19 protein-coding genes, 1 pseudogene, 1 CRISPR repeat array and 1 riboswitch are annotated in these 23451 nt (G+C 63.0%); of the genes and pseudogenes, 13 read left to right on the forward strand and 7 right to left on the reverse strand.

The features are described 5' to 3' along the window. Window positions 1–35: 35 nt before the first annotated feature. Together C7438_RS01630 and C7438_RS01635 are read right to left on the reverse strand one after the other, a co-directional pair. A complete protein-coding gene (locus tag C7438_RS01630; protein WP_121443600.1) occupies window positions 36–953 on the reverse strand; it encodes a hypothetical protein in 918 nt (305 codons plus the stop codon). Between the two features lie 100 nt (window positions 954–1053). Continuing rightward, window positions 1054–1548 (reverse strand): inorganic diphosphatase, encoded by a 495-nt coding sequence (locus C7438_RS01635; RefSeq protein ID WP_121443601.1) that lies wholly within the window; start codon window positions 1546–1548, stop codon window positions 1054–1056. Between the two features lie 144 nt (window positions 1549–1692). Here C7438_RS01635 and C7438_RS01640 point away from each other — a divergent pair, with 144 nt between their 5' ends. Further along, entirely contained in the window at window positions 1693–2493 is an 801-nt protein-coding gene (locus C7438_RS01640; RefSeq protein ID WP_170143473.1) for a DUF92 domain-containing protein, read from the forward strand. Between the two features lie 102 nt (window positions 2494–2595). Further along, window positions 2596–3069 (forward strand): hypothetical protein, encoded by a 474-nt coding sequence (locus C7438_RS01645; protein WP_121443603.1) that lies wholly within the window; start codon window positions 2596–2598, stop codon window positions 3067–3069. Here the strand turns inward: C7438_RS01645 and C7438_RS01650 are convergent. After that, complete coding sequence (locus C7438_RS01650; RefSeq protein ID WP_121443604.1) at window positions 3012–3953, reverse strand: polysaccharide deacetylase family protein; 942 nt, start codon at window positions 3951–3953, stop codon at window positions 3012–3014. The two genes, C7438_RS01645 and C7438_RS01650, sit on opposite strands and share 58 nt — an antisense overlap. A gap of 171 nt (window positions 3954–4124) precedes the next feature. Here C7438_RS01650 and C7438_RS01655 point away from each other — a divergent pair, with 171 nt between their 5' ends. The 4 genes from C7438_RS01655 (at window position 4125) to C7438_RS01670 (ending at window position 8260) form a co-directional block, all read left to right on the forward strand. Further along, window positions 4125–4424 carry a hypothetical protein gene (locus tag C7438_RS01655; RefSeq protein ID WP_147401958.1) on the forward strand — a complete coding sequence of 100 codons (300 nt, stop codon included), beginning with the start codon at window positions 4125–4127 and terminating at the stop codon, window positions 4422–4424. Window positions 4425–4643: 219 nt separating this feature from the next. Then, window positions 4644–5735 carry an AI-2E family transporter gene (locus tag C7438_RS01660; protein WP_121443606.1) on the forward strand — a complete coding sequence of 364 codons (1092 nt, stop codon included), beginning with the start codon at window positions 4644–4646 and terminating at the stop codon, window positions 5733–5735. Window positions 5736–5868: 133 nt separating this feature from the next. Then, on the forward strand, window positions 5869–6930 hold the full coding sequence (locus tag C7438_RS01665; protein ID WP_121443607.1) for an AAA family ATPase: 1062 nt from the start codon (window positions 5869–5871) through the stop codon (window positions 6928–6930). Next, entirely contained in the window at window positions 6893–8260 is a 1368-nt protein-coding gene (locus C7438_RS01670; RefSeq protein WP_434963940.1) for a methionine gamma-lyase family protein, read from the forward strand. Before C7438_RS01665 ends, C7438_RS01670 begins: the two co-directional genes overlap by 38 nt. A 134-nt stretch (window positions 8261–8394) precedes the next feature. Continuing rightward, window positions 8395–9093: direct repeats of the CRISPR family, unit length 28 nt; unit sequence GGTCCATCCCCGCGTGCGCGGGGGAAAC. A 268-nt stretch (window positions 9094–9361) separates the two neighbouring features. Here the strand turns inward: C7438_RS01670 and lexA are convergent. Then, a complete protein-coding gene (gene lexA, locus C7438_RS09085) occupies window positions 9362–10024 on the reverse strand; it encodes a transcriptional repressor LexA (RefSeq protein WP_170143474.1) in 663 nt (220 codons plus the stop codon). A gap of 388 nt (window positions 10025–10412) precedes the next feature. Here lexA and mgtA point away from each other — a divergent pair, with 388 nt between their 5' ends. The 6 genes and pseudogenes from mgtA to C7438_RS01705 all read left to right on the forward strand — a co-directional run bounded on the left by mgtA (window position 10413) and on the right by C7438_RS01705 (window position 19053). Continuing rightward, complete coding sequence (mgtA, locus tag C7438_RS01680; protein WP_245956418.1) at window positions 10413–13193, forward strand: magnesium-translocating P-type ATPase; 2781 nt, start codon at window positions 10413–10415, stop codon at window positions 13191–13193. Between the two features lie 13 nt (window positions 13194–13206). After that, window positions 13207–14763: a hypothetical protein gene (locus tag C7438_RS01685; protein ID WP_121443611.1), complete on the forward strand. Its 1557-nt coding sequence runs from the start codon at window positions 13207–13209 to the stop codon at window positions 14761–14763. A gap of 88 nt (window positions 14764–14851) precedes the next feature. Beyond that, window positions 14852–14964, forward strand: a riboswitch (SAM riboswitch). An 87-nt stretch (window positions 14965–15051) separates the two neighbouring features. Continuing rightward, window positions 15052–16065, forward strand: a pseudogene (locus C7438_RS01690) (methionine ABC transporter ATP-binding protein); the annotation flags it as partial. Between the two features lie 37 nt (window positions 16066–16102). Continuing rightward, window positions 16103–16768 (forward strand): methionine ABC transporter permease, encoded by a 666-nt coding sequence (locus C7438_RS01695; protein WP_121444036.1) that lies wholly within the window; start codon window positions 16103–16105, stop codon window positions 16766–16768. 196 nt (window positions 16769–16964) lie between these two features. Then, window positions 16965–17807 (forward strand): MetQ/NlpA family ABC transporter substrate-binding protein, encoded by an 843-nt coding sequence (locus tag C7438_RS01700; protein WP_121443612.1) that lies wholly within the window; start codon window positions 16965–16967, stop codon window positions 17805–17807. A gap of 277 nt (window positions 17808–18084) precedes the next feature. Next, complete coding sequence (locus C7438_RS01705; RefSeq protein ID WP_121443613.1) at window positions 18085–19053, forward strand: aldo/keto reductase family protein; 969 nt, start codon at window positions 18085–18087, stop codon at window positions 19051–19053. Here the strand turns inward: C7438_RS01705 and C7438_RS01710 are convergent. The 3 genes from C7438_RS01710 to C7438_RS01720 form a co-directional block, all read right to left on the reverse strand. Beyond that, the gene (locus tag C7438_RS01710) at window positions 19050–20438 is read right to left on the reverse strand and encodes an amino acid permease (protein ID WP_121443614.1); all 1389 of its coding nucleotides are present in this window, start codon (window positions 20436–20438) and stop codon (window positions 19050–19052) included. The two genes, C7438_RS01705 and C7438_RS01710, sit on opposite strands and share 4 nt — an antisense overlap. A 25-nt stretch (window positions 20439–20463) precedes the next feature. Beyond that, window positions 20464–21111, reverse strand: a complete 648-nt coding sequence (locus C7438_RS01715) for a TerC family protein (RefSeq protein ID WP_121443615.1) — start codon at window positions 21109–21111, stop codon at window positions 20464–20466. A 94-nt stretch (window positions 21112–21205) separates the two neighbouring features. After that, window positions 21206–22048, reverse strand: coding sequence for an SDH family Clp fold serine proteinase (locus C7438_RS01720; protein WP_121443616.1), 843 nt, complete (start codon window positions 22046–22048; stop codon window positions 21206–21208). Between the two features lie 243 nt (window positions 22049–22291). On the opposite strand from C7438_RS01720, the gene proB reads away from it, so the two are divergent. Then, window positions 22292–23425, forward strand: coding sequence for a glutamate 5-kinase (proB, locus tag C7438_RS01725; RefSeq protein ID WP_121443617.1), 1134 nt, complete (start codon window positions 22292–22294; stop codon window positions 23423–23425). The last annotated feature ends 26 nt before the right edge of the window (window positions 23426–23451 follow it).

Here is a 23451-nt window from a genome sequence, read left to right on the forward strand (position 1 = left end):
TCAGAGGCTTGCCCCCCAGTTTGCGGGAGTTGACTTTACCGCTCGGGGGTTTCCGGAGGTTGTGAAGTCGGCGGGGTTTCCCCGGAGGAAGGCGGCGGTTCCTGCGAAGGCTGAGGGGGTTCGGGTGTGTGCGGCGGAACATGCGTTCCCTGCGGGGTGGGGGAGGGGAAAACGGGTCCGCCGGCGGAACCTCCTGCCGCGTAGGCCTGCCAGGGGCTTTCTTGTTTCTGTTTTCGCCGCAAAAGGTAGACGACGAAGAGAACGACCGCCACCGCGGCGGCAAGGCCGACTACGGCGATCCCGATACCCCCTAAGGCGCCGAGAAGGCCGCCTCTCGCCGGATGGGCAAAGGCGAACTCTATGGGCCCCTTTTGCGAAGTCCCGATCTTCCACGTGATCGTCTGCTCCTGGGCGTTGTACTTACCGTTTGTTTGAACGTCCGAGGCATCCTTGGGAAGCCGAACGGCAAACGTGCCTTCCACGAGTGCGGGAAACGAGTCGCCGGAGGCCCCGGAAACCTGATTCAGATCGAGGGTCACGCGGTAGGCTTCGTACACCTTGCTGCCCTCGCGCTTCGAGGTACGCGCGATTTCGATTCCGTCGTGGGAAAGCTTGCCCTGCGAATCGAAGACCACGGGTACGTCGACGCGAAAGCCTTGCTTGCTCCCCCGCGTGAGTTCCTCAAATTTGCACGTCGGCACCTTGGCACACTCGTCTTTCATCTCTTGGACATTTTTGTTCCATTCGCTCTCGGCGAGGGAGATAAGCGACTCTTCCGCAAGGAGTTCCGTGGAAAGGCGCGGTTTGTCCGGTTGCGTGAGGTTGAGGTCCATATTCATCTCAATGCACCCGGACAGGGCAAACAAGATGGGAAGGACCAAAACGAGCGCGGCGGCGCGTCGGAGCGCCCGAGGGGTGCGGCTGGGCGAACGTTGCCCATCTCTTCCCGACATTTCGCCTTTCCCACCTTTTTTGGTATCCTTGACCGCCGGGCTTACTCGATCGCCGAATTCGCCTCCTGTCATACGTCCTATTCCGTCGTCCCTCGAAACTTTACCCCCGCTCGCGGTAACGCCGCCGGGCGTCCTCGAGCAAGCGGACGGCAGCTTCGGCGTTTTCCCAGCCGCGGACTTCCGTCTTCTTGTTTTCCAACGTCTTGTAGACTTCAAAGAAGTGCGCGATTTCCTTGAGAATGTGGGGGGGTACGTCCGACAGATCGCGAATGTGGTCCATCCGCGGGTCCCCCGTGGCCACGGCGAGGAGCTTTTCGTCCTCTCCTTTTTCGTCCGCCATGCGCAGGTACCCTACGACGCGCGATTCGATGACGACTCCGGGGAAGGTGGGGTACGTGGTGAGGACGAGGGCGTCCAGCGGATCTCCGTCCTCCGCCAACGTCTCTTCGATGTAGCCGTACTCCGCCGGGTAAAACATGGGAGAGTAGAGCACGCGATCGAGGACGAAGCGCCCGCGCTCCTTGTCGAACTCGTACTTGTTCGCGCTACCGCGCGGAATCTCAATAACCACCTCGACGATCTGCTCCTGGCTCATCGGAATGCGACCTCCTCACGATTGGCTTGTGTGGGTACGGTTCGGGCGACCGGCTTCGCCTCGGCAAAGGTACGCGGACGCCCGGAAACCGCCGCCATGTCCGTATTATACCATCCGCTACGCGAAGGGAAGGCGACGCGTCCTATGTTCCGTTTGTTCCTCGCTCTCGTACTTGCCGCCTTCGTCTCGGCTGCCGGGTACCGCTTGCGGGCACTTTCCGCTTCGGGGGCCTTGGCGGCCACGTGCGTGGGAACGGTGGCATTTGCTTGGGGGGACGTCCGCTGGTATGGGCCCCTCGTGGTCTTTTTTCTGTCGGGCAGCTTTCTCTTTCGCCCCTTCCCGCACGCCGGTCGGACCGTCGAAGACCAAGACCGCCCCCGCACCTGGAAGCAGGTGTGCGCGAGCGGCGGAACGCTCCCCGCGTTTCTCGCGGGCGCCTATGCATTTCCGTCGTCTGCATCGCTGTTTCTCGGAACGTACGTCGCCCTCCTCGCGGCCCAGACCGCGGACACCTGGGCTACGGAGGCGGGGATCCGCTGGGGCGGCGTACCCCGCGACGTCCTCACGGGAAGACCGCTTGCCCCTGGGGCGAGCGGTGGGGTGACCGCCGTCGGGACACTCTTCGGAATCTCAGGCGCAGTGGTCCTCGCGACTTCCGCCTTTCTATTGGCCTCCTCGTACGCGGCTTCATCCGCACCTTCGCAGGGAGAAGCTCCGGAGAACTTCGACTTTCTCCTTACGTTTTCGCCCCCCTCCTTTTTCCTCCTGGTTGGAGCGGGGATCGCGGGACTTTTCATGGATTCTCTCTTTGGGGCGCTTTGGGAACGACCGCATTCCACACGTTCCGCATTTCGCCTCTCCAACGAGGCGGTCAATTTCCTGTCCGGTCACCTCGCCGCACTTCTGTACGCGGCGGCCGCCTTCGGAATCTCGAGCGGCCGCTGAATGCGCACGGACGCCGTTCCTCCGAAGCTTTCTGCACATATGCCCCTGGGAACGTCGCATAAGACACGAATAGGCGACGGCGGAACGAGGGGGGAGGCAGGGGTGCCCGTTTTCTTGTTTCTCGGGGCAGTAGGGATCCTCGAACCCACCATGCGCCTTCTCTTGAGCGGCGCCTATCCCCTTTCTCCGTACACGAACCTCGGAGATTTCCTCGCCCTCCTCGTCTTCCGTCCGTTCCTCGTCGCGGTCCACCTGAGCGGGGTCCTCCTCGCCCAACACCTCAAGCTCCTCGCGCTCGAGCGCGCCTGGATCCGCTCTCCGCGGGAGGGCATCCGCTGCCTTTTTTTCGCCGTAGTGTCGTGGGTATGGGCGGCTGGGTTTCTTGGGTTTTCCTTCGGTTTGGCGTTCGCGCTCTTCCTCGCACTCGAATTCACCCGTCTGCGGGAGGTCGTGCGGGCGGTGATGCGCAGCCTGCGCCTTCCGCGCTCGAACCTCTCGCAAGAGCTCCTTCGACGGGGCTACGGCACCCCTTGGAAATCCTCCGGCAGCGGTTCGTCGGGCAGGACGAATCGATAGCCCTGCCGTTCAAGCTCTTCCAGAATTTCCGGTAGGGCGCGTGCGGTAAGAGAGAGGTCGTGAAAGAGGAGCGTGGCACCCGGGTGGACGTGGGAGACGACGCTTTGCACGATCGATTTGGCGCTTTTGCGGCGCCAATCCTCACTCGACCACGTCCACTGGAGAAGGACCATGCCCTCCTCTTCGAGTACAGAATACGCACAGGGGGACATTTTCCCGTACGGCGGCCGGAAAAAGGCGGGACGTATTCCCGTCTCCCGTTCCACGAAATCGTTCAGACGTACGATCTCCTCCCGCACCTGCTCGCAAGGGATGCGCGTGAGGCGTGCGTGGCTCCAGGTGTGGTTCCCGATCCCGTGTCCCCTTCGGGCGATCTCTCGCAAGAGCTCTGGCCGCTTTTCGGCGTAGGTCCCGTTTACGAAAAAGAGAGCGGGGGCGCGGTGACGTTCCAAAACGTCGAGGATCTTGCGTGTCGACTCGCCGCGAGGGGCGTCGTCAAAGGTGAGAAGGACGATCTTTTCCTTGCCGTTTCCTCCCAAGAGCCGTACCAGGGAAGAGCGCGTTACGACGTACCTCGATCCCCCAAACGTACCTTGCGGCCGGATGTTGGGGTGTTGCGCCCCGACGCTGGGGCTTTGAGGCTGGTCGTGGGTGTCTTGCGACCCGACACTGGGGCCTTGGTGTTGAACATCGGGAGTCTGAATGGTGACATAGGGTTGGCCTGCGGTCAGTTTTTCCGTTTGCGGTTTCCCCCCGGCCTTTCCGACGCCGGCCTTTACGACGACGAACCCGCCCGCGAAAAGGACGAGAAAGAGGACGGCGAGCACGAGGAAACCCGGGAATGGTCGATATCGCCTGCCCCCGATCTGGATGCGTCTGTCCATCAGCCTTCCCTCCTCGAACGCCGTCCCTTAGGATGCATCGTGCGGAAGAAGGATAGGGGAGATTTCGCGAGACCGAAAGAGCCAGATCTCTCCTTGGGCGTTTTTCCCCGAAATCTCGACACATGAGGGCAAAAACACGGGAAACGCTAACGGGTGAAGGAGGTGGTCAACGTGCAGAACGGTCTCGGGGCCTTTCTCGTCGGCGCCGGTCTCGGCCTCATCGCCGGAGTGGCCGTCGTGAAGTGGATGGATTTGGCGTGGGAAGAGGATGCGGTGCGTCAGCTCACGAAGCGCGGCCGGCGGGCCTTCGACCAAGTCCGTGAAGGCGCCGAACAGGTGGCAGAAGGATTCAAGGAAAACGTGCGTGAAGGGGCACAAAAGATCGTGCGGCGCGTGCGCGAGTCGGCCGGCGATCTGACTTCGCGAGGGGAGACGCTCATCGAAGGATCCCCGGAATACGCCCGGGATTGAGGAAGGGGCGAGGGAAAGCCCGTTCTTCCCGCGGTTCCGTCGCGGTTAGGCAATACATGGACAAGGGCCCGAGTGAAGCGGGCCCTTTTGTGTTGTGCAATGACGTACGGCTCTTCCGGGGGGTTACGAAGTTTTCCCTGGCGTACGGTACAATAAACTGCAGAGTAGCGAAACGACGCAAAGACCCCTAAGCGGCGGACGGGGAGGAGGGGTTTCGCTTTGATCGAGTACTACCGCAAGTATGCCCGCACGATTTTCGACGTCGCCGTCCTCGTCCTTACGGTCTACCTTCTCATGGCCGCCTTTAGCTACCTCTTCCACCTCGTGCCGCCGCTCTTCTACATGGTGGTACTCTTTCTTTTTGTACGCCCGTTCATTCGCCTCTTCGAACGTCGTGGCGTTCCCCGCGGGCTTGCCGTTTCCCTCGGGTTTCTCGCCTTTATCCTCCTCATCGTTCTCGTCCTCGGACTCATCGGGCTCATCGTCGTCGGAGAGATCCGTGGTCTTGTAGACGCACTTCCCAAGACCGTGGAGTACATGGAGATCCGCGTAAACGAACAGTATCAATGGTTCCTACAAAAGGCGGAGAACCTCCCCCCTGAGGTGTTTGAGCGCCTGCGCGCGTACGAGACGGATTTCGTACGCCAAGCGGGAACCTGGCTTCAGGGGCTTCTCCGCCAACTCTTGGACACGATCACGTATTGGCCGACGCGGTTGGCGAAGTTCCTCGGGGACATCTTCCTCTCCGGGCTTCTTACGTTCTTTTTCGCTCTGGAATACGACCACTGGCATGACTGGTACGCTACGCGTGCGCCGGGAACCCTCCGTCGCGCCCTGCACTTCCTCAACGCCCACGTCTTGAGCCAGATCGTCCGCTACCTCGGGGCGCTCCTCAAAATCGTGTCCGTGACGGGATTTCTCGTCCTCATCGGCGCCGTCATCCTCCACAAGCCGAACCCGTTCCTCCTCGCGCTGCTGGCGGCCGTCCTCGAGTTTGTCCCGTACTTGGGGATCATGACCTTTTTCGTCCCCTGGATCGTATCCGAATACGTGAGTGGCGGCTGGCTGCCGGCCCTCTACGTCCTCATCCTCTACGGCGTCGTTTCCCTCGCGCGCCACATTCTCGAACCGCGAATCATGGGCCAAACGCTCGGTGTATCCCCGTTTACGATGCTTTTGGCCATCGTCCTTTCGGCGGCGTACTTCGGCTGGCCGGGCGTCTTTCTCGCGCCGTTTCTCGTGATCTTGATCAAGGCCTTGTACGACCAAGGGTACCTCAAGCGTTGGGTACGCCTTCCTCCGGACGACTGAGTGGAGTTTCCCCGGCTCCGGGGGTCGCACCCCCGACAAGCCCCGTGCATACCGTAAGACGCAGGGCAAAAGCCCAGACCGCCGAACCGGAGCCCGCGGAGAAACCTTTGGCAAAGATCGAGGAGGGAAACCCATGGCGTACCCCTTCGCCGCAGATCCGCGACCGACCGTCCTCATCGGCGGGCGGGGGAGAGAGTTTGCACCTGCCCGGCCGCATTCGCCCGTTCCCAAGCAAGAGCTGCGAGGGGGGACCTTTGTTTTGGCGCGCACGGGCACACGGGACGCCCAAGGGAATGTGCGTTCCGGCCTATTCGACCTCCCAGAAATCCAGAGCCGTCCCGACCTCTACGGGGCGCTTGCGGAGCTGGAGCGCCTCATCGGACTCGGGGAACTCAAGACGTTTGTCTTTGAACTTGTGGCCTTCGTCCTCGTGAGCGAGCGACGTCGGCAGATGGGTCTGCGCGTGCAGCCGCAATCCTACCACATGGTGTTTTCCGGAAGTCCAGGGACAGGAAAGACGACGGCCGCTCGCCTGTTGGGACGCGTGTTTGCCGCGCTAGGGCTTCTGCCCCGCGGCCACGTGGTCGAGGTGGAGCGGGCGGACCTCGTCGGCGAGTACATCGGCCACACGGCCCAACGAACGCGCGATGCCATTCAACGGGCGATGGGGGGAATCCTCTTCATCGACGAAGCATATTCGCTCGCCCGCGGCGGCGAGCGGGATTTCGGCCGCGAGGCCATCGACACGCTCGTCAAGGCGATGGAGGATCACCGGGAGAGGTTTCTCCTCATCTTGGCCGGGTACGAACGGGAGATGGAAGAATTCCTCGCCACCAACCCAGGGCTTCCTTCGCGCTTCCCCTTTCGCCTTCGTTTTCCCGATTACACGGTAGAAGAACTCCTTGCAATCGCCGATTTGTTCGTGGAAGAAAGGGACTACCGCCTGGCACCCGGAGCACGGGCGGCCCTTGAGCGCCTCATCGTCCGGGAAAAGCGCAAGTTTTACCCACCGTTCAGCAACGCGCGGTTCGTGCGCAACGTCGTGGAAGGAGCCATACGCGCCCACGCCGCCCGCGTGCTCCGCGAAGGGCGCATGAGCCCGCAGGACCTCACGCTTCTTACGGTGCGGGACGTGGAGGCTTGGGAAGGTGGATTTGCTGGAGAAGGGACGAACGAACGTGGACTTCGGTGGTAAACGCGATGCGCTCTTCGCACTTGCCGATGGGATCGAACGAGAGCTCGCGCCGCTTCACCGCGCGTTCGAACGGCGCGCCGAGCGGCATCTCGAGCGCATCCTCACAGCGATGCATAGGCACCGCATATCCGGCCAGCACCTCATGCCCACCACGGGATATGGGTTGGGAGATGTCGGACGCGAGGGCCTCGAAGCGGTCTACGCCGAGGTTTTCGGTGGGGAGGCCGCCCTCGTGAGCCCGCACATCCTTTCGGGTACGCACGCCCTTGCCGTTGCGCTGTTCGGCCTCCTCCGCCCGGGAGACGGCCTCGTCCTCGCGACAGGCGTGCCGTACGACACGCTCCTTCCGGTGATCGGGATCGACGTCGAGGGACGCTGTGTCGATTCTCCGCCCGGTGAAGCTTCGCTTCCCGAGGGGCGCCGTTCGCGCAACCTCGGCCCCGGGAGCCTATGTGCCTTAGGCGTGCGGCCTACGCTAGTTCCCCTTCGTTCCGACGGTCGCTTCGACCGAGAGGGGGCGCTCGAGGCGATTCGCGAAGACACGCGGGTGGTCTTCGTTCAGCGTTCGCGCGGGTACGCCGACGTTCCCTCGCGCCGCGTAGAGGAGATTGCGGCGTTCGTCGAAGGCGTTCGGCGGAAGGCGCCGCACGTATTCGTCCTTGTGGACAACTGCTACGGGGAATTTGTCGAAGAACGGGAGCCAACGCACGTGGGAGCGGACCTCATCGTCGGCTCGCTCATCAAAAACCCCGGCGGCGGGCTCGCCAAGAGCGGCGGATATCTCGTAGGCCGCGAGGAGGCCGTTGCGCGGGCCGCAGAGCGCTACACGGCCCCGGGAATCGGAAGGGAAATCGGTGCCACCTACCCGGGACTTTGGGATCTGTACATGGGCTTTTTCCTCGCGCCGCACCACGTGGCAGAAGCCCTCAAGGGAGCGAGCTTTGCCGCCGCGCTCCTCGCGCGTCTCGGTTTTGCCGTTTCCCCTGCGGCGGACGAGCCTCGAACAGACGTAATTCAAGCGATCCGTTTCGGCGACCGAGCCGCACTCCTCGAGTTTCTCGCCGCAATCCAGGAGACCTCTCCGATCGATGCCTTCGTTACGCCGGTTCCCGACGAGATGCCAGGTTACGCCGATCCGGTCGTCATGGCAGGAGGGACGTTTGTCCAGGGCTCGACGGCCGAACTCTCCGCCGACGCTCCCATCCGGCCTCCGTACGTCGCCTATCTCCAAGGAGGGCTCACCTATGCCCACGTCAAGCTCGCGATCCTCAACGCAGCCCGCCGCCTCTTGGAGAAGGGATATTCTGAGATTCGGCTTTCTACGACGTAAACCCAAGCCGACTTTCCCCGCACGTCCTCGTGTGCGAAGAAACGAAACATGAAACGAATGCAAACCTACGACGAACGGACTGAAACGAGTAAAGAAAAAGGCCGCTCTGTGCGCGGCCTAATTTTTTTGCGGTGGGTTCATCCCCGCGTGCGCGGGGGAAACACGGCGATATCGCCGTCCTCCACGATGGGCTGCGGTCCATCCCCGCGTGCGCGGGGGAAACAGCGGGCGGTACTGTCCTAGTACTACCCTGTCCGGTCCATCCCCGCGTGCGCGGGGGAAACATTTCCGCGATCATCTTTCTCGTTGGCGGTGCGGGTCCATCCCCGCGTGCGCGGGGGAAACTCTACCGCACCGCTAAACGTCTTGTCGCTGGTGGGTCCATCCCCGCGTGCGCGGGGGAAACTTGAGAGCGGTCTCAAGCTGGTCGATCCGCTCGGGTCCATCCCCGCGTGCGCGGGGGAAACATTCTTCTAATAATTGATGAGGCCTCTATTTTGGGTCCATCCCCGCGTGCGCGGGGGAAACCAGCGACCACGCCGCCTTCCACGACCTGTCCAGGGTCCATCCCCGCGTGCGCGGGGGAAACCTCATGGTCTTCATGCCATCACCACCTACTTTAGGTCCATCCCCGCGTGCGCGGGGGAAACGAGCTCAGACTCCACCTGCTGGGCCGCATAGCGGGTCCATCCCCGCGTGCGCGGGGGAAACTCTTGACTTTTTGCGCCGCACCTACACTGGCATGGTCCATCCCCGCGTGCGCGGGGGAAACCAGTCCGGGTTCATCTGGCACGCGCACCCGTACGGTCCATCCCCGCGTGCGCGGGGGAAACCCTTGACAACAGGTTTTTTTGTGGTATAATCGCGCCTTCCACTGACCCGCTCAATCGTTCTTCCATTGAATCGGGGATCACCGAAGGTCGAGCGGGCTTAACAAACTTCACCTTGCTGGACATTAACTTACCTTTCTTCGGATTGCCCGTCAAGCGGAAACCTCGGCAAAAAGGCCGTTCCGGAAATCCGGTGCCGCCAGCGAACGGCCTTGTCTCTGTTTTTGTACCGGACAAAGGCGTTCACGGACAAACCCATCGTTCTGGGTAACTACGAAAGGACGCGAAAAACGCCCACCACCTTGCCGAGGATGCGGAATTCGAGGTCGGTGAGTGGGGGATACTCTGGGTTTTCCGCGACGAGGACCGCTTGCTTTCCTTGAAAACGAAGGCGTTTTATCGTTGCCTCTCCGTCGGACGTAAGGGCGAGGACGATTTCTCCTTCTTCGGCCGTGTCTTGGCGGCGGATGAGAACGTAATCCCCGTCGAAAATCCCTGCACCGGTCATGCTGTCTCCGCGAACCCGAAGGTAAAAGAGTGGGTTTTCCGAAGACCTGTAATCGGTAAGGGAAGCGGGGGCATACATGCTCCCTTCGGGGTTTTCCAGCGCTTCACGCGGATTTCCAGCAGGTGTGTGGCCGAGAAGGGGAACCTCGCGCACTTCCTCTGCCTCGTTTACGGCAGGAAGAGCGTTCTCCGCGTTTTGGGAGGCCGGATCTTGAAGTTTAAGAGAGCGCGACATCTTGGGGTGGCGCTGGATCGCGCCCTTATGTTCGAGTCGTTTGAGGTAGTAATGGGCAGAGGCCGTCGAGCTGAGTCCCATACCTTCGGCGATTTGCCGTACGGTGGGCGGGAAGCCGTGCGCCTGGTAAAACAGGCGGATGAAGTCGAGGACCTCGCGTTCGCGCGGGGTGAGCTCGGACGTTCTTTTCACGGGAACGCACTCCTCTCCGGCGCCGTTCGGCGGCGTACCGAATGCATTTGCTTCGAGTATACCACGCGAACGCCTGTATGGGGAATTGTGGGAGCGGGAGAACGCGCGCGGGCGGAGCGAGTCGTAGGACAAAAATCGAGAGACAAAAGTTGACTCGGGGAAAAACAGGGGCATATAATGGGCGAGGACAAAAACGTCCCGGACACGGGCCGTCGCGGCGGCGCAGCGGAGGTCTACGGGACGATGGGCCGCAGCGCTTCGACCGAGACGGCCTTTTTGCTGTGCCGCTACGAATGCCGGAATCTCGGGACGGGTTGGGGGAGGGATACTTCGTGGGCAAGATCCGCATTCTACGGGCGATGCAAGCACGGGGAAAGGTGGTGGGACCGTGTTGAACCGGATCCGGGAATTCTGGCAGCTGCCGGGCGGAAACAGCGCTTCCAAGTGGGCTAACGGAGTCGGACGGGCTCCCAGGCGTCGGGGCGGTCTCGACCCCATCGTCGAGCTCCAGAGTCGGGAAATGCAGGCGACGCTCCTCGAAGTGAGCGATCTCCCTGTAGAGGCCGTGTACGAGCGGCTGCGAACTTCGCCTGCAGGGCTATCCGACGATGAGGTGGAGAAGCGTCTCGAAGAATTTGGGCCCAACGAGATCCCGGAAAAACCCGAACTCACCGTTCTTCGGCGCCTCTACGAGGCCTTTGTGAACCCTTTTAACGTCGTCCTCCTCCTTCTCGCCGTCGTCTCGACGTTTACGGACATCGTGTTCGTGGCTCCTGAAGATCGGGATCCGTCGGGCGTGATCATCATCCTCACGATGGTCACCGTAAGCGGAATCCTCCGCTTCGTCCAGGAGTGGCGGAGCGACCAGGCGGCAGAGAAGCTCAAGCAGCTTGTCGACCTCACGATCGCCGTACGGCGTGCCGGACGGGAGCCGACGGAGATTCGTACGGAGGAACTCGTTCCCGGTGACGTCGTGCACCTCGCCGCGGGGGACATGATCCCGGCCGATCTGCGAATCGTGAGCGCCAAGGACCTCTTCGTAAACCAGTCGGCACTCACGGGGGAAGCGGAGCCGGTAGAGAAGGTGCCCACGCCGTGCCTCGGAGCGTGCGAGGGTCCTCCTTCGTCCAACCCGCTGGAACGGCACAACCTCGCCTTCATGGGCTCGAGCGTCGTGAGTGGTTCGGCCGTTGGCATCGTCGTCGCCACGGGACCGCGGACGTACTTCGGCCACGTGGCCAAGACGCTCACCGAGCGGCGCGAGGCTACGAGCTTTGAGGTGGGGGTCAACCAGGTCTCTTGGCTCCTCATCCGCTTCATGCTCGCGATGGTGCCCGTCGTCTTCTTCCTGAACTTCCTCACCAAGCACGACTGGCTCGACGCCCTCCTCTTTTCCCTCGCCGTGGCCGTGGGCCTCACGCCGGAGATGCTCCCCATGATCGTCACGGCGGGGCTCGCCAAGGGCGCGGTCTTCATGAGCAAGAAAAAGGTCATCGTGAAGCGCCTGAGCGCCATGCAGAACTTCGGAGCGATGGACGTCCTGTGTACGGACAAGACGGGGACGCTTACGCAAGACAAGATCGTCCTCGAGTTTTACCTCGACGTGCACGGCGACGAAGAGCCGCGGGTGCTCAAACACGCCTTTTTGAACAGCTACTTCCAAACTGGGCTCAAAAACGTGATGGACCGGGCGATCCTGGCCCACGTAGGCGAAGAGTTCGACTGGATGAAGACCCACTACGAAAAGGTCGACGAAATCCCCTTTGACTTCGTGCGCAAGCGCATGAGCGTCGTCGTCCGCGACCAGACGGGGAAGACACAGCTCATCACAAAAGGCGCCGTCGAAGAGATGCTCAAGGTGTGCTCGTACGTAGAGTACCGCGGTCAGGTCGTCCCCTTGACGGAGGAACTTCGGCGCGAGGTCTTGGAAAACGTCTACAGCTTGAACGCCAAAGGGTTGCGCGTGCTCGCCGTCGCCCAAAAGACGAACCCGCCGCCCGTGGGGCAGTTCACCGTAGAAGACGAGCGTGACATGGTTCTCATGGGGTACCTCGCCTTTTTGGACCCGCCCAAGGAGTCGGCCCCCAAGACGATCGCCGAACTCAAGGAGTACGGGATCGCGCTCAAGATCCTCACGGGCGACAACGACGTCGTCACCAAGGCGATCGCTGACCAGGTGGGGATCGACACCCACCACATCCTCCTCGGGGCGGACATCGAGGCGATGGATGACGAGACCTTGCGCCGCGAGGTGGAGCGCACCACGGTCTTTGCCAAGCTTTCGCCCGCGCACAAGGCGCGCATCGTCAAGGCCCTTCGGGAGAACGGCCACACTGTGGGCTTTCTGGGCGACGGAATTAACGACGCCCCGGCGATGCACGCCGCCGACGTAGGCATCTCTGTAGAAAACGCCGTGGACATCGCCAAGGAAGCGGCGGACATCATCCTCCTCGAACGCGATCTGGGCGTTCTCGTGGACGGTGTCGTCGAAGGGCGTCGCACCTTCGGCAACATCATGAAGTACATCAAGATCACGGCGAGCTCCAACTTCGGGAACGTGTTTTCCGTGCTCGTGGCGAGCTGGCTCTTGCCCTTCTTGCCCATGCAACCCATCCAGCTCTTGTTCCTCAACCTCACCTACGATCTGTCCATGACGACGATGCCCTGGGACCGCATGGACCGCGAGTACCTCAAAAAGCCCCGGAAGTGGGACGCCCCGATCATCGGCCGCTACATGGTTTGGCTCGGCCCGACGAGTTCCGTCTTCGACATCACGACCTACGCCCTCATGTTCTTCCTCATCGCCCCTGCGGTGGTCGGCGGGTCTTACTTTGTCCTGCCGGACGAGTTGAAGCCGCAATTCGCATCGGTATTCCAAACGGGCTGGTTTGTGGAGAGCCTCTGGACGCAGACGCTCGTCGTGCACATGCTCCGTACCGAAAAGATCCCCTTCCTCCAGAGCCTGCCGGGCGCCCCGCTCTTCTTGGCCACGGCGCTTGCCGTCACCGTAGATACGCTCGTTCCTTACACGCCCATCGGCACCTACTTGGGGATGACTCCCTTGCCTGGGTTTTACTTCCCCTGGCTCGTGGCGACGCTTCTTGCGTACCTCGTCCTCGCGCAGTTCGTGAAAACGCGCTTCATTCGGCGCTACGGGTACCTGATCTGAGGGGGCAAACGGCTTGGCGGAAACGGTACGGGTAACGGTCTACCGTGCGGTTCGGGGGGACGGGTGCCTCGATCGCCTCCTCGTTCTGCCGTTTTCCGAAAAACCGGGAGAAAAGGTCGGGCAAGCCTTTCCCCGCGGCAACGAAGGGAAAGGGACTTCCCTCTTCGTCTCTCGGGCCGAGCGTCTCGGAGACCTTTTCGGACGGATGGCGGAAGCGGCGCGGCGTCGTGCCCCCCAGGTGATCCTCCTCACGGGAAATACCTGGGTGGCGCGGCGCGCATTCCACTTCCTCAGGGGCGATCTTCTGCCACACGAAGGCGTAAGAAGGCCGCTCGCTTCCGAAGGGGGTGGACTCAGCTCCCTTCCGCCGAAGGAGGGGGAGGTCGTCTTCCTCACGGGACGGCAGCGCCCGGCGGGACGCGCTCTCCTCCTCCGCCGCCTTCCTCGGGAGCACCCGTCCGTCCTCGTGATCGACGCTTCCGCCCCCCTAGGCTACGGCAGAGAAGAGCTTTTCTCCTTGCTCGACACCCTCGTTTGCAAAGACCCGGCCGCCGTAGAGTTTCTCGTGGACGGAACGTGCCGAAGCTACGCCTACCTCGGCTCTCTCTCGCCGAGCGATCGCTTTGCGCCTTCCGCCGCTGAGGGAGGCGCTTCGGGTGCGGAAGCAGAGGGACGCCCTTTTGCTGAGCTTCCGGAGTTGGCAGAGGTGCACGGGGAGCTTCCTCTCGAAGCACCGCTTTCGCAGGTCCTCGCCGAAATCTTCATCCAGGACGAGGCAAATGGGGGAGACGAGGTGTTTGTGTTGTGGCGCGCGGACCTCGCTCCCGAGGACGTGGTCGAGGCGCGTGCGGAGGAAGGGAAGGACCGCCTCGTGCGCTACTTCCGGGCGATGCCGCCGCTTCTGCACGAATGCATGCCGCTTTCGTTTGCGGAGCTTCTCGTTTGGCTTGCGGGAGAAGGAGGGAGCCCGCGCGACGCGCTCGTCCTCACGCCCCCTTTCCCCGAACCGGAGCGGAACGTCCGCGTCGACCTCCTTTCGGAACGGTTGGCCGATGGGCAGGGGGTTCGTCCGGAGGAATGCGTGATCTTCCCCTTGGTCTACGGCGGTGCGGACGAATACGGTTGGGACCCATGGCGAGGGGAGACCTCACCATACACCGCCGTACACGCCGCCGGAGTTCGCATGGGGCTCGAGGGGGTGCCCGAACCCGTCGTCCTTCCCCTCACCTTTGCCCACCTCGAGGAGTACGTGCTCGACCCGACCGGTGGGGCGGACCGTGCCGCGGATCTGCCGACCCTTCGCCGCGGACTTCGCGAACTCGTCCTGGCGCTCGAGCGAGAGGGGGGTTGGAAGGGCGATTTCCCGCCCGTGTGGGAGTACCTCGACCTCCTCTCCCGGAGTGAAAACTTGCACGCAGAATTTCGCGCGTTGAGCGCCTTTTTACGTGGACGCGCGCTGCGTGTCGCCGCCCATCCCCTGCGGGAACGTTGCCTCGACGGAACGCCCGTTCCCCGCGGGATCCTCTTGGAACTCGACCTCGGGTCTCGGGCGGGGCTACTTTCCTCTTGACTCTTTGCCTTCTCCTGCGTACAATCGAGACAAAGCGTGTGCGGAAAATCAACGAGCGGTTCCTTTTCAAGCGAAAACAGCACGTCCGACCTTATCCAGAGTGGCGGAGGGACGGGCCCGATGAAGCCCGGCAACCGGCCGCGTGAAGGCGGCGGCACGGTGCCAATTCCCGCAGGACGGCAAAGTTCTGGGAGATAAGGTTCGGGGAAGCCTGCAAAGGCCCCTTTCTGATCCCAGAAAGGGGCCTTTTTCTGCTCTTCTCCATGTGTGCGAAAGGAGGTGTACGGCGTGATCCGCCTCGTAGACGTGTCCAAGACGTACACGCTCCCCGGGGGCGTTCGGGTGGAGGCGTTAAAGGACATAAACCTGGAAATTCCCCGCGGCGAAATCTTCGGCATCATCGGCCACAGCGGGGCAGGGAAGAGCACGCTCATCCGGCTCATCAACTTGCTCGAACGCCCCACGCGGGGCGAGGTGTGGGTAGATGGCGTCGAAATGACTCGATTGAGCGAGGAAGAGCTCCGCCGTCGGCGGATGAAGATCGGCATGATCTTCCAGCACTTCAACCTCCTCTGGTCGCGGACGGTCTTTGGAAACGTGGCTTTCCCCCTCGAAATCGCGGGTTGGCCGCGGGCGAAGGCGCGCGAACGCGTCCTCGAGCTTTTGGAACTCGTAGGACTTGCAGAGCACCGCGACCGCTATCCCTCGCAGCTCTCCGGCGGGCAAAAGCAGCGCGTGGGAATCGCCCGGGCGCTCGCCAACGCTCCGGATGTCCTCCTCTCGGACGAGGCGACGAGCGCCCTCGATCCGAACACGACGGACGCGATCCTCGAGCTCCTCAAGGAAATCAACGCGCGCTTCGGGCTCACGATTGTCCTCATCACGCACGAGATGTCCGTGATCGAAAAGGTCGCCGACCGCGTCGCCGTCCTCGACCACGGGGTGATCCAGGAGGTAGGAGAGGTGGCGGAGGTGTTCGCGCGGCCGCGCTCCCCCGTAACGCGGGCGCTTCTTCGGGAAGGCATCGAAGGCGGGGCGCTCGCCGCCATAGATCCGAACGCCTTGCGCGGTCCCGTCGTCCGCCTCGTGTTCGTTGGAGAGAGCGCCAACCGTCCCCTCCTCTCCGCGCTCCTTCGGAACTTCGACCTCGAGGTGAACATCCTTCAAGGTCAGGTCCGCCGCCTCAAGCGCGGGTCGTACGGGGTGCTCTACACGGAATGGATCGGGAGGGAAGAGGAGATCGCCCGCGCCCGCGACTTTCTGGAACGGGAAGGAGTCGGGGTGGAAGTCCTCGACGTCCGGGAACTTCAGGCCACCCCACGAGAGGAGGTGAACCGCCTTGCCGTTTCCCCACGTGAGCCAGAATTGGCCGCTCATCGTTCAGGCCACCGTTGAGACCCTCTACATGGTCGGGCTTTCGCTCCTCCTCGCTGTTCTCATCGGACTTCCTTTGGGCGTCGTCCTCCTCGTCACGAGCCCCGGCCATCTCCGCCCGAACGCGGTGCTCTACCACGCCTTGGGTGTGGTGGTCAACGTCTTTCGCTCCGTTCCGTACATCGTCCTCATCCTCTGGACGATCCCCCTCTCGCGCTTCCTCATCGGAACGAGCTTCGGGACGAATGCGGCGGTGATCTCCCTCACCTTGGGTACCGCCCCGTTCTTCGCCCGGCTCGCGGAAGGTGCGATGCGCGAGGTGGACCGCGGGGTGATCGAGGCCGCTAAGGCGATGGGGGCAACGGACTTCGCCATCGTGACCCGCGTCCTCATTCCCGAAAGCCTCCCGGGGATTCTTTCCGGGGTGACGGTAACGGCGGTAGCGCTCGTGAGCTTTTCCGCGATGGCGGGACTCGTAGCCGGTGGCGGACTCGGGGCGATGGCCTGGAACTACGGCTACAACTCCTTCCAGACGGACACCCTCTTCGTCACCACCGTGATCCTCGTCCTCATCGTGCAGGTCGTGCAAATGCTCGGCGACCGCTTCGTCCGCGCTGTCGACCGAAGGTAAGCGCCTTCGGTCGCGTTGGGAAGTCGTTCTCTTTGCCGGGGTTGGGAATCCCGCCGCCTCTGTGCGGGGTCTCCATATACTGCAAGGTTTCGCCTGCCTGCGTCTTGGTGCGGATCGGGGCGCCCGCCGAAGATGCGGGGATGCGGCGGAAACCGCGCAAACTCGAAACTCGTCACGAAACAAGGAGGGGGTTTGGGTGAAGAAGCACGTCCTCGGAATCGCGCTCGCGGTGGCGGTACTCCTCTTCGGCGTTGCCGCCTGCGGTGGCGGAGGGGGTACGTCTTCGTCGAAGACGCTCACCGTGGGGGCGACGGCGGTCCCGCACGCGGAGATCCTCAACGACGTCGTCAAGCCGGAGCTGGCCAAGCAAGGCATCGACCTCAAGGTCGTGATCTTCCAAGATTACATCCAGCCCAACGAAAAGCTCTACGAAAAGGAGCTCGACGCGAACTACTTCCAGCACCTTCCCTTCCTCGAGCAGACGAATCGGGAAAAGGGGTATAACCTCGTCCCCCTCGTAGGCGTCCACATCGAGCCCATGGGGGGCTACGTGGCCAAGGGGAAGCCTTACAAGAGCGTCCAAGACCTCCCGAACAACGCCACCGTAGCCATCACGAACGATCCGACGAACGTCGGTCGCATGCTCCTTCTCCTCGAGCGGCAGGGGCTCATCAAGCTCAAGGAAGGCGTCGGGCCGAAGGCCCAGCTCACCGACATCGTGGAGAACCCCAAGAACCTCAAATTCTTTCAGATGGACGCGGCGATGCTTCCCAAGGCGCTCGACGATCCGAAGGTAGACCTCGCCCTCATCAACACGAACTTCGCCCTTCAGGCGGGACTCAACCCGCTCAAGGACGCGATCTTCCTCGAAGACTCGTCCTCTCCGTACGTGAACGTCTTGGCCGTGCGTCCGGAGTCCAAGGACGACCCGAGGATTCAAAAGCTCGCCGAGGTACTTCTCTCGCCGGCGGTCAAGGAATACATCGAAAAGAAGTACCAAGGGGCCGTGGTGCCGGCGCAGGTGCGCTACGGGAACTGAAGTGCGGTGCGGTCCGCCGAAGCTCCTGAGGTCCCGGAGACGGCGCGGCGGTTCCGCGGCGGAGGCGAATTCGGAATGTGAAAAGGCGGCGGGCAGGTACGGATCGCCCGCCGCCTTGCCTTTACGGCTGGACTTTTCCACGAAGAAATGCGGACAATGGAAAGCGGAGGCCACCTGCCGTCTCGGAGACTTTCGGCGGACTTCCGCCGGCAGAATACCGAGAGGGCGGAAGGCCGAACGATCCACACAAGACTTCCGTGGGGGGGGGCGAGAGGGTTTGGAGTACCGCCGCATGGGAAAGAGCGGTCTAAAGTTAAGCGCGCTGGGTCTCGGCAGCTGGTTTACCTACGGGAGCAAGACGGATCGCGAGACGGCGATTCGCACGATTCGGCGGGCGTACGAGCTCGGCGTAAACCACTTCGATACGGCGGACGTGTACGCTCGGGGCGAGGCGGAGAGCATCGTAGGCGACGCACTCCGCGCGTTTCCCCGGGAGACGTACGTACTCGCGACCAAAGTGTATTGGCCCATGGGGGATACGGTCACGGAGCGGGGGCTTTCGCGTAAGCACATAGTTGAGGCGATCGACGCAAGCCTTCGCCGCCTCGGCCTCGAGTACGTGGACATCTACTACGCCCACCGTTTCGACCCTGATACCGACCTCGAGGAGACGCTCCGTGCCTTCGACGATCTCGTGCGCGCGGGAAAGGTGCTCTACATCGGGGTGAGCATGTGGAGCGTAGAGCAGATGCGAGCCGCACGCGAGCTCGCCGAAAAGCTCCTGCTCCACCCGATCGCAGTAGACCAACCCGAATACAACCTTTTGAACCGCGAGATCGAAGGCGACGTACTGCCCTACGCACGCGCACACGGCCTAGGTGTGGTCGTCTACTCGCCTCTGGCCCAAGGCGTCCTTACGGGGAAGTACCGTCCGGGGCAAGCGCCGCCCTCGTCTTCCCGTGCCGCCGATCCCCGAATGCGGGGCGTCATGGAGCGCTACCTCGACGACGACACCCTCCGCCGAGTGGAGCGCTTTGCAGCGCTCGCGCGCGACGCGGGGGTAACCCCTTCGCAGCTTGCCCTGGCCTGGGTCCTTCGCCGGCCGGAGGTAACGAGCGCCCTTGTCGGGGCGAGCCGTCCGGAGCAGCTCGAGGAAAACCTCGGGGCGCTCGATGTCCGGCTCTCGGATGACGTCTGGTCGGCTGTAGAAGACATTTTCGCCGACAGAGGGGAGGGGAGCGCCTAGCCCGCACGGGCGTGGCGAAAGCCGTACGCGGCGTAGACGACGAGGCCGATGAGGAGCCATACCCCGAAACGCACGAACGTCACCCATGGAAGGCTCGCGATGAGCGTCGCCGTTCCCGCAAGGCCGACGAGGCCGACGAGCCAAACGGCCGGGACGCGGAAGGGGCGCACGGCATCGGGGCGCGTCACGCGGAGGACGAGGACGCTGAGCGTCGTGAGGAAGAAGGCGGAAAGCCCGCCGATGTTTGCGAGTTCTGCGAGGGTGTGTACGGGGAAAAACGTGGCGAGCAAGGCCGCCGTCCCGAAGACGAAGCTTTCGGCGACGTACGGGGTTCGCGTCGTCGGATGCACGCGGCCCAGAAGTTCCGGCAAGAGCCCGTCACGGCCCATGGCAAAGAGGATGCGGCTTCCGTTCGTCCCGTTGGCGAGCATCGTGGCGAGGAGGCCGAAAAGGATCGCCAGGGCGATGAGCCCTTCTCCCACAGGGAGCCCCATTTCCCGGAAGGCAAAGGCTACGGGGTTGGGGACGTCCAGGTGCGTAAAGGGAACGACGCCGGTGAGCACGGCGGCGACTCCGACGTACAAGGCGACGATGGTCAGGATGGCCGAAAGGAGGACGCGGGGGATCGTGCGTTCGGGATTTTTGACCTCCTCGAGCACCGCCGTCACGCCGTCAAAGCCCGTGTAGGCGAAGAAGGTCAGGGCCGCCCCGCGAAGCACGCCTTCCCAGCCGAACGGGAGGAAGGGGTGCCAGTTTTCCGGGCGAACGTGGGCGATCCCCACGCCGAGGAAGGTGAGGATGGCGAGGAGCTTGAGCCACGTGAGTCCTTCGCTCACCTGACCGACGAGGCGGATCCCCCGAAGCGAGATCGCGGCGACGAAAGAAACGCCCAGGGCCGCGAGGAGGTTGGCTACGCCGCCCTCGAAGGGGTTGTGCGTGAGCGCCTCACCCAAGGGGAAGCCCATGGCGTGAAACAGGGAGTTCACGTAGCCGCTCCAGCCCACCGCCACGGTGGCGACGATCACCGTGAACTCGAAGATGAGGTCCCAGCCGACGATCCAGGCGAAGATCTCCCCAAGGCTCACGTACGTGTACGTGTAGGCGCTTCCGGCCACGGGCACCAGGGAGGCGAATTCGACGTACATGAGGGCGACGGCGAGCGTGACGATGCCCCCGATGAGAAAGGAGAACGGTACAGCCGGCCCCGCATCGTGGGCGGCCACCGTCCCGGGAAGCACGAAGATCCCCGCCCCGATCACGGCCCCGATCGTGTAGAAAAAGAGGGGTACGGGTCCGAGTTCGCGCCGAAGGCGGTGTCCTTCTTCCTCTGCAAGGGATTTTGCCCATTCGATCGACTTGCGGCGGAAAACCGTGGGGTGCGACATGTGCTCCGTCTCCTTTCCCGCAACGTCAGGGTGTCCTGCCGCGTCGGCGCAGGGAAGAAAGCGCAACCAAAAGCAAATATACCCCGAAACCGAGGAGGGTTCCTACCGGCGGCGTGCAGAAGGAAGGAATTTCCGCAGGCGCAAAGGCGGCCATTCCGTGGCGGAGGAGTTTGGCGCCGGCAAGCCAGAGGAAGAAGGCGGCAAGTCGCGAAATCCACGGAGACGCGGCGAATTCCCGCGGGAAGAGGCGAACGAGGAAGAGGGTGAGGCCGAGGCTCGTCGCTGTGACGGCAAAAAAGGTCCACCCCTCTACGGCAAAGGCTTGGGCGACGAGGATCTGGTCGATCCCGAGTACGAAGTCTAGGGCGACGAGGGTGACGAGCGCCTTGAGGATCCGCCGGACGAAGGAGAGTTCCGAACGTTCCTCCCGGGCGAAGAGCAGGTTCCCCGCGAGAATCCAGGCGAGGAGCCCTGCGGCGAGGGGCACGTACGGAAGCGTGAGGGCAAACGAAAACGCCCACCCGTAGGCGGTCCTTAGTAGGGAAAATCCGAGGACCGCCACAAGGAGGGCGGGGAGGCGTAGGGGAAAGTAGCGGCGGAAAAAGGCGAGAAGGACGAGGGCGTTGTCGACCTCGGTGAGCACGCTCAAGAAAAAGAACGCGGCTTCCTTCACCGCAGTCCCCCCGCACGCACGACGCTCGCATGGTCTCGGCTCGTCTCAGGTATATGCGCGGGCGTGCGGGGAGAATCCGCCCGAGCTCGCCGACTCAGCGGGGCGGCTTCGGGCGCTCGTACGGCTTTTCGTAAGGAAGGGGGATGTATTGGACAGAAGGTCGGCGTCCTGCGGGCTGGGGGTAGAGCTCCATGAGGCGGTAGATCTCCGGTGGGAGGTCCGTGTGGATGTCAAACCCTAGGGACCGTAGCTCTTCGACGCCGATCGGATAGTCGTGCGTCCACCGCCCTTCGCTCAAGAGTCGGGCGAGGACCTCGGCCTTTTCCTCCGGCATCTTGCGCCGCAGGAGTTCGTACAAGCTCGTCCGGACCTGACGCAGGGCCTTTTGCGCTACGTCCGCGAGGATGAGCGTGCGGTCGTCGATGCTTTCCAGAGGCTTGGCTTCGATTACCTTGAGGATGCTCGCCGCGGGGTATTCTCCGAGTTGCGGGTCGACCGGCCCGAGGACTGCGTTTTCGTCCATCACGATCTCGTCGGCAGCGAGGGCGATGAGCGTGCCGCCGGACATCGCGTAGTGTGGGACGAAGACGGTGACCTTGGCGGGGTGCTTCGCAAGGGCGTAGGCGATCTGTTCGGCGGCGAGGACGAGGCCGCCCGGGGTGTGGAGGATGAGGTCGATGGGCATGTCGGGCGGGGTAAGGCGTATCGCCCGAAGCACCTGTTCGGAGTCTTCGATGTCGATGTAGCGGGTAATCGGGATCCCCAAAAAGCTCAGGGCTTCTTGGCGGTGGATGAGGGTGATCACGCGCGAGTGGCGTTTCTTTTCGAGCCTGCGCATGAGTTCCGTCCGCTGGAGCTCGATTCGCCGTTGGTGAAGCATGGGGAGGAGGGCGGTGAGGAGGAAAAACAGCCAAAAGAAGCTAAAAAATATGTCCACCTCGGGATCCCCCTTGCGTCCGGAAAGGCGAGGGTTTTCGCGCGTCGAAACGCCGTACCTTCGTTGCCCGAACGCGGAAATTGGTGGCGAATTCCTGTGTTCATGATACCTCAGGTGTGGGCGAGAGGCACGCGTTTCCGCATCCGGCGACCGTTGACGCGCCTTCGGCGAAGCGCTACATTGGGAGAAAGTGCGCGGGAAGAGACGCCTCGCACCCAGGGGTACGTAGGAGGAAGACGACGCGTGGGCAAGGAGCTTGGCCGAGCGTACCGGCGCATCGTGGTCAAGGTGGGAACGCACAGCCTTACGGACGAGCGGGGGGAACTCCGGTACGAGAAATTCGAACAGGTGGTGGCGGACGTCGCCGACGCCGTACACGGCGGGCACGAGGTGATCCTCGTCTCTTCGGGGGCGATCGCCCTCGGCGCTTTCCGTCTCGGCTGGCGGCGCGACCTCCTCACGCTCCCGGAGAAACAAGCGGCGGCCGCCGTCGGTCAGACGCTGCTCATGAAGGCCTACGCGGAATGCTTTGCGGAACGCGGCCTCGCCGTAGGGCAGATCCTGCTCACGCGCGACGACCTCGACGACCGGCGGCGTTACGTCCACCTGTCCAACACCTTGGAGACGCTTCTCCGGCATCGGATTCTCCCCATCGTCAACGAGAACGATTCCGTGGCCGTCGAGGAAATCCGCGTTGGCGACAACGACACGCTCGCCGCCGCGCTCGCCGGCGCCATCACCGCCGACCTCGTCGCCCTCCTCACGGACGTGGAGGGCCTGTACGACAAAAATCCCCGCCTGTACCCGGACGCGCGCCTGATCTCGGAGGTACGCGAACTCACGCCGGAAATCTGGGCGCTCGCGGAAGGAGCGGGGACCGTCGTCGGGACGGGAGGTATGCGGACAAAGCTCGAGGCGGCGCGCATCGCTACGAGCATGGGGGTCGACCTCGTCATTTTGCGCGCAGGCGAAGGGCGACTCGGCCGCTTTCTCGCGGGGGAGACTGTCGGAACGCTCTTTCACCGCAGGCCGGCTCCGCGCGGGAAGAAGCGGTGGCTGCAGGCGGTCGCCCGCCCGAGCGGCACGATCGTCGTCGACGACGGCGCGGTGGAGGCGCTCGTGCGTGGAAAGAAGAGCCTTCTCGTGCCCGGGGTTCGTCGCGTCGAAGGCACGTTCGAGGAAGGGGACGTAGTCCTCGTCGTCGGCGAAAACGGTCTTCCCGTGGCCAAGGGGCTCGCCCGCTACGCGAGCGAAGAACTCCGCCGCCTCCTCCAGAGAAAGGCATCGGGGCAGAGCGTCGCCCGCCTGCCGGAGGTCGTACACCGCGACGAACTCGTCCTCGTCGAAGGGGTTGCCCAGACCTCCCCTGACGCATAACGACATATACCTCGACGAAGGAGGAA

Source organism: Brockia lithotrophica (assembly GCF_003633725.1).
Classification (GTDB): domain Bacteria; phylum Bacillota; class Bacilli; order Thermicanales; family DSM-22653; genus Brockia; species Brockia lithotrophica.

Excerpts from the sequence above, each read along its gene's own strand:
- C7438_RS01650 (WP_121443604.1), bottom strand. The coding sequence starts at position 3,953 with ATGGACAGACGCATCCAGATCGGGGGCAGGCGATATCGACCATTCCCG.
- C7438_RS01710 (WP_121443614.1), bottom strand. The coding sequence starts at position 20,438 with ATGTCGCACCCCACGGTTTTCCGCCGCAAGTCGATCGAATGGGCAAAA.
- C7438_RS01630 (WP_121443600.1), bottom strand. The coding sequence starts at position 953 with ATGTCGGGAAGAGATGGGCAACGTTCGCCCAGCCGCACCCCTCGGGCG.
- C7438_RS01635 (WP_121443601.1), bottom strand. The coding sequence starts at position 1,548 with ATGAGCCAGGAGCAGATCGTCGAGGTGGTTATTGAGATTCCGCGCGGT.
- C7438_RS01640 (WP_170143473.1), top strand. The coding sequence starts at position 1,693 with ATGTTCCGTTTGTTCCTCGCTCTCGTACTTGCCGCCTTCGTCTCGGCT.
- C7438_RS01665 (WP_121443607.1), top strand. The coding sequence starts at position 5,869 with ATGGCGTACCCCTTCGCCGCAGATCCGCGACCGACCGTCCTCATCGGC.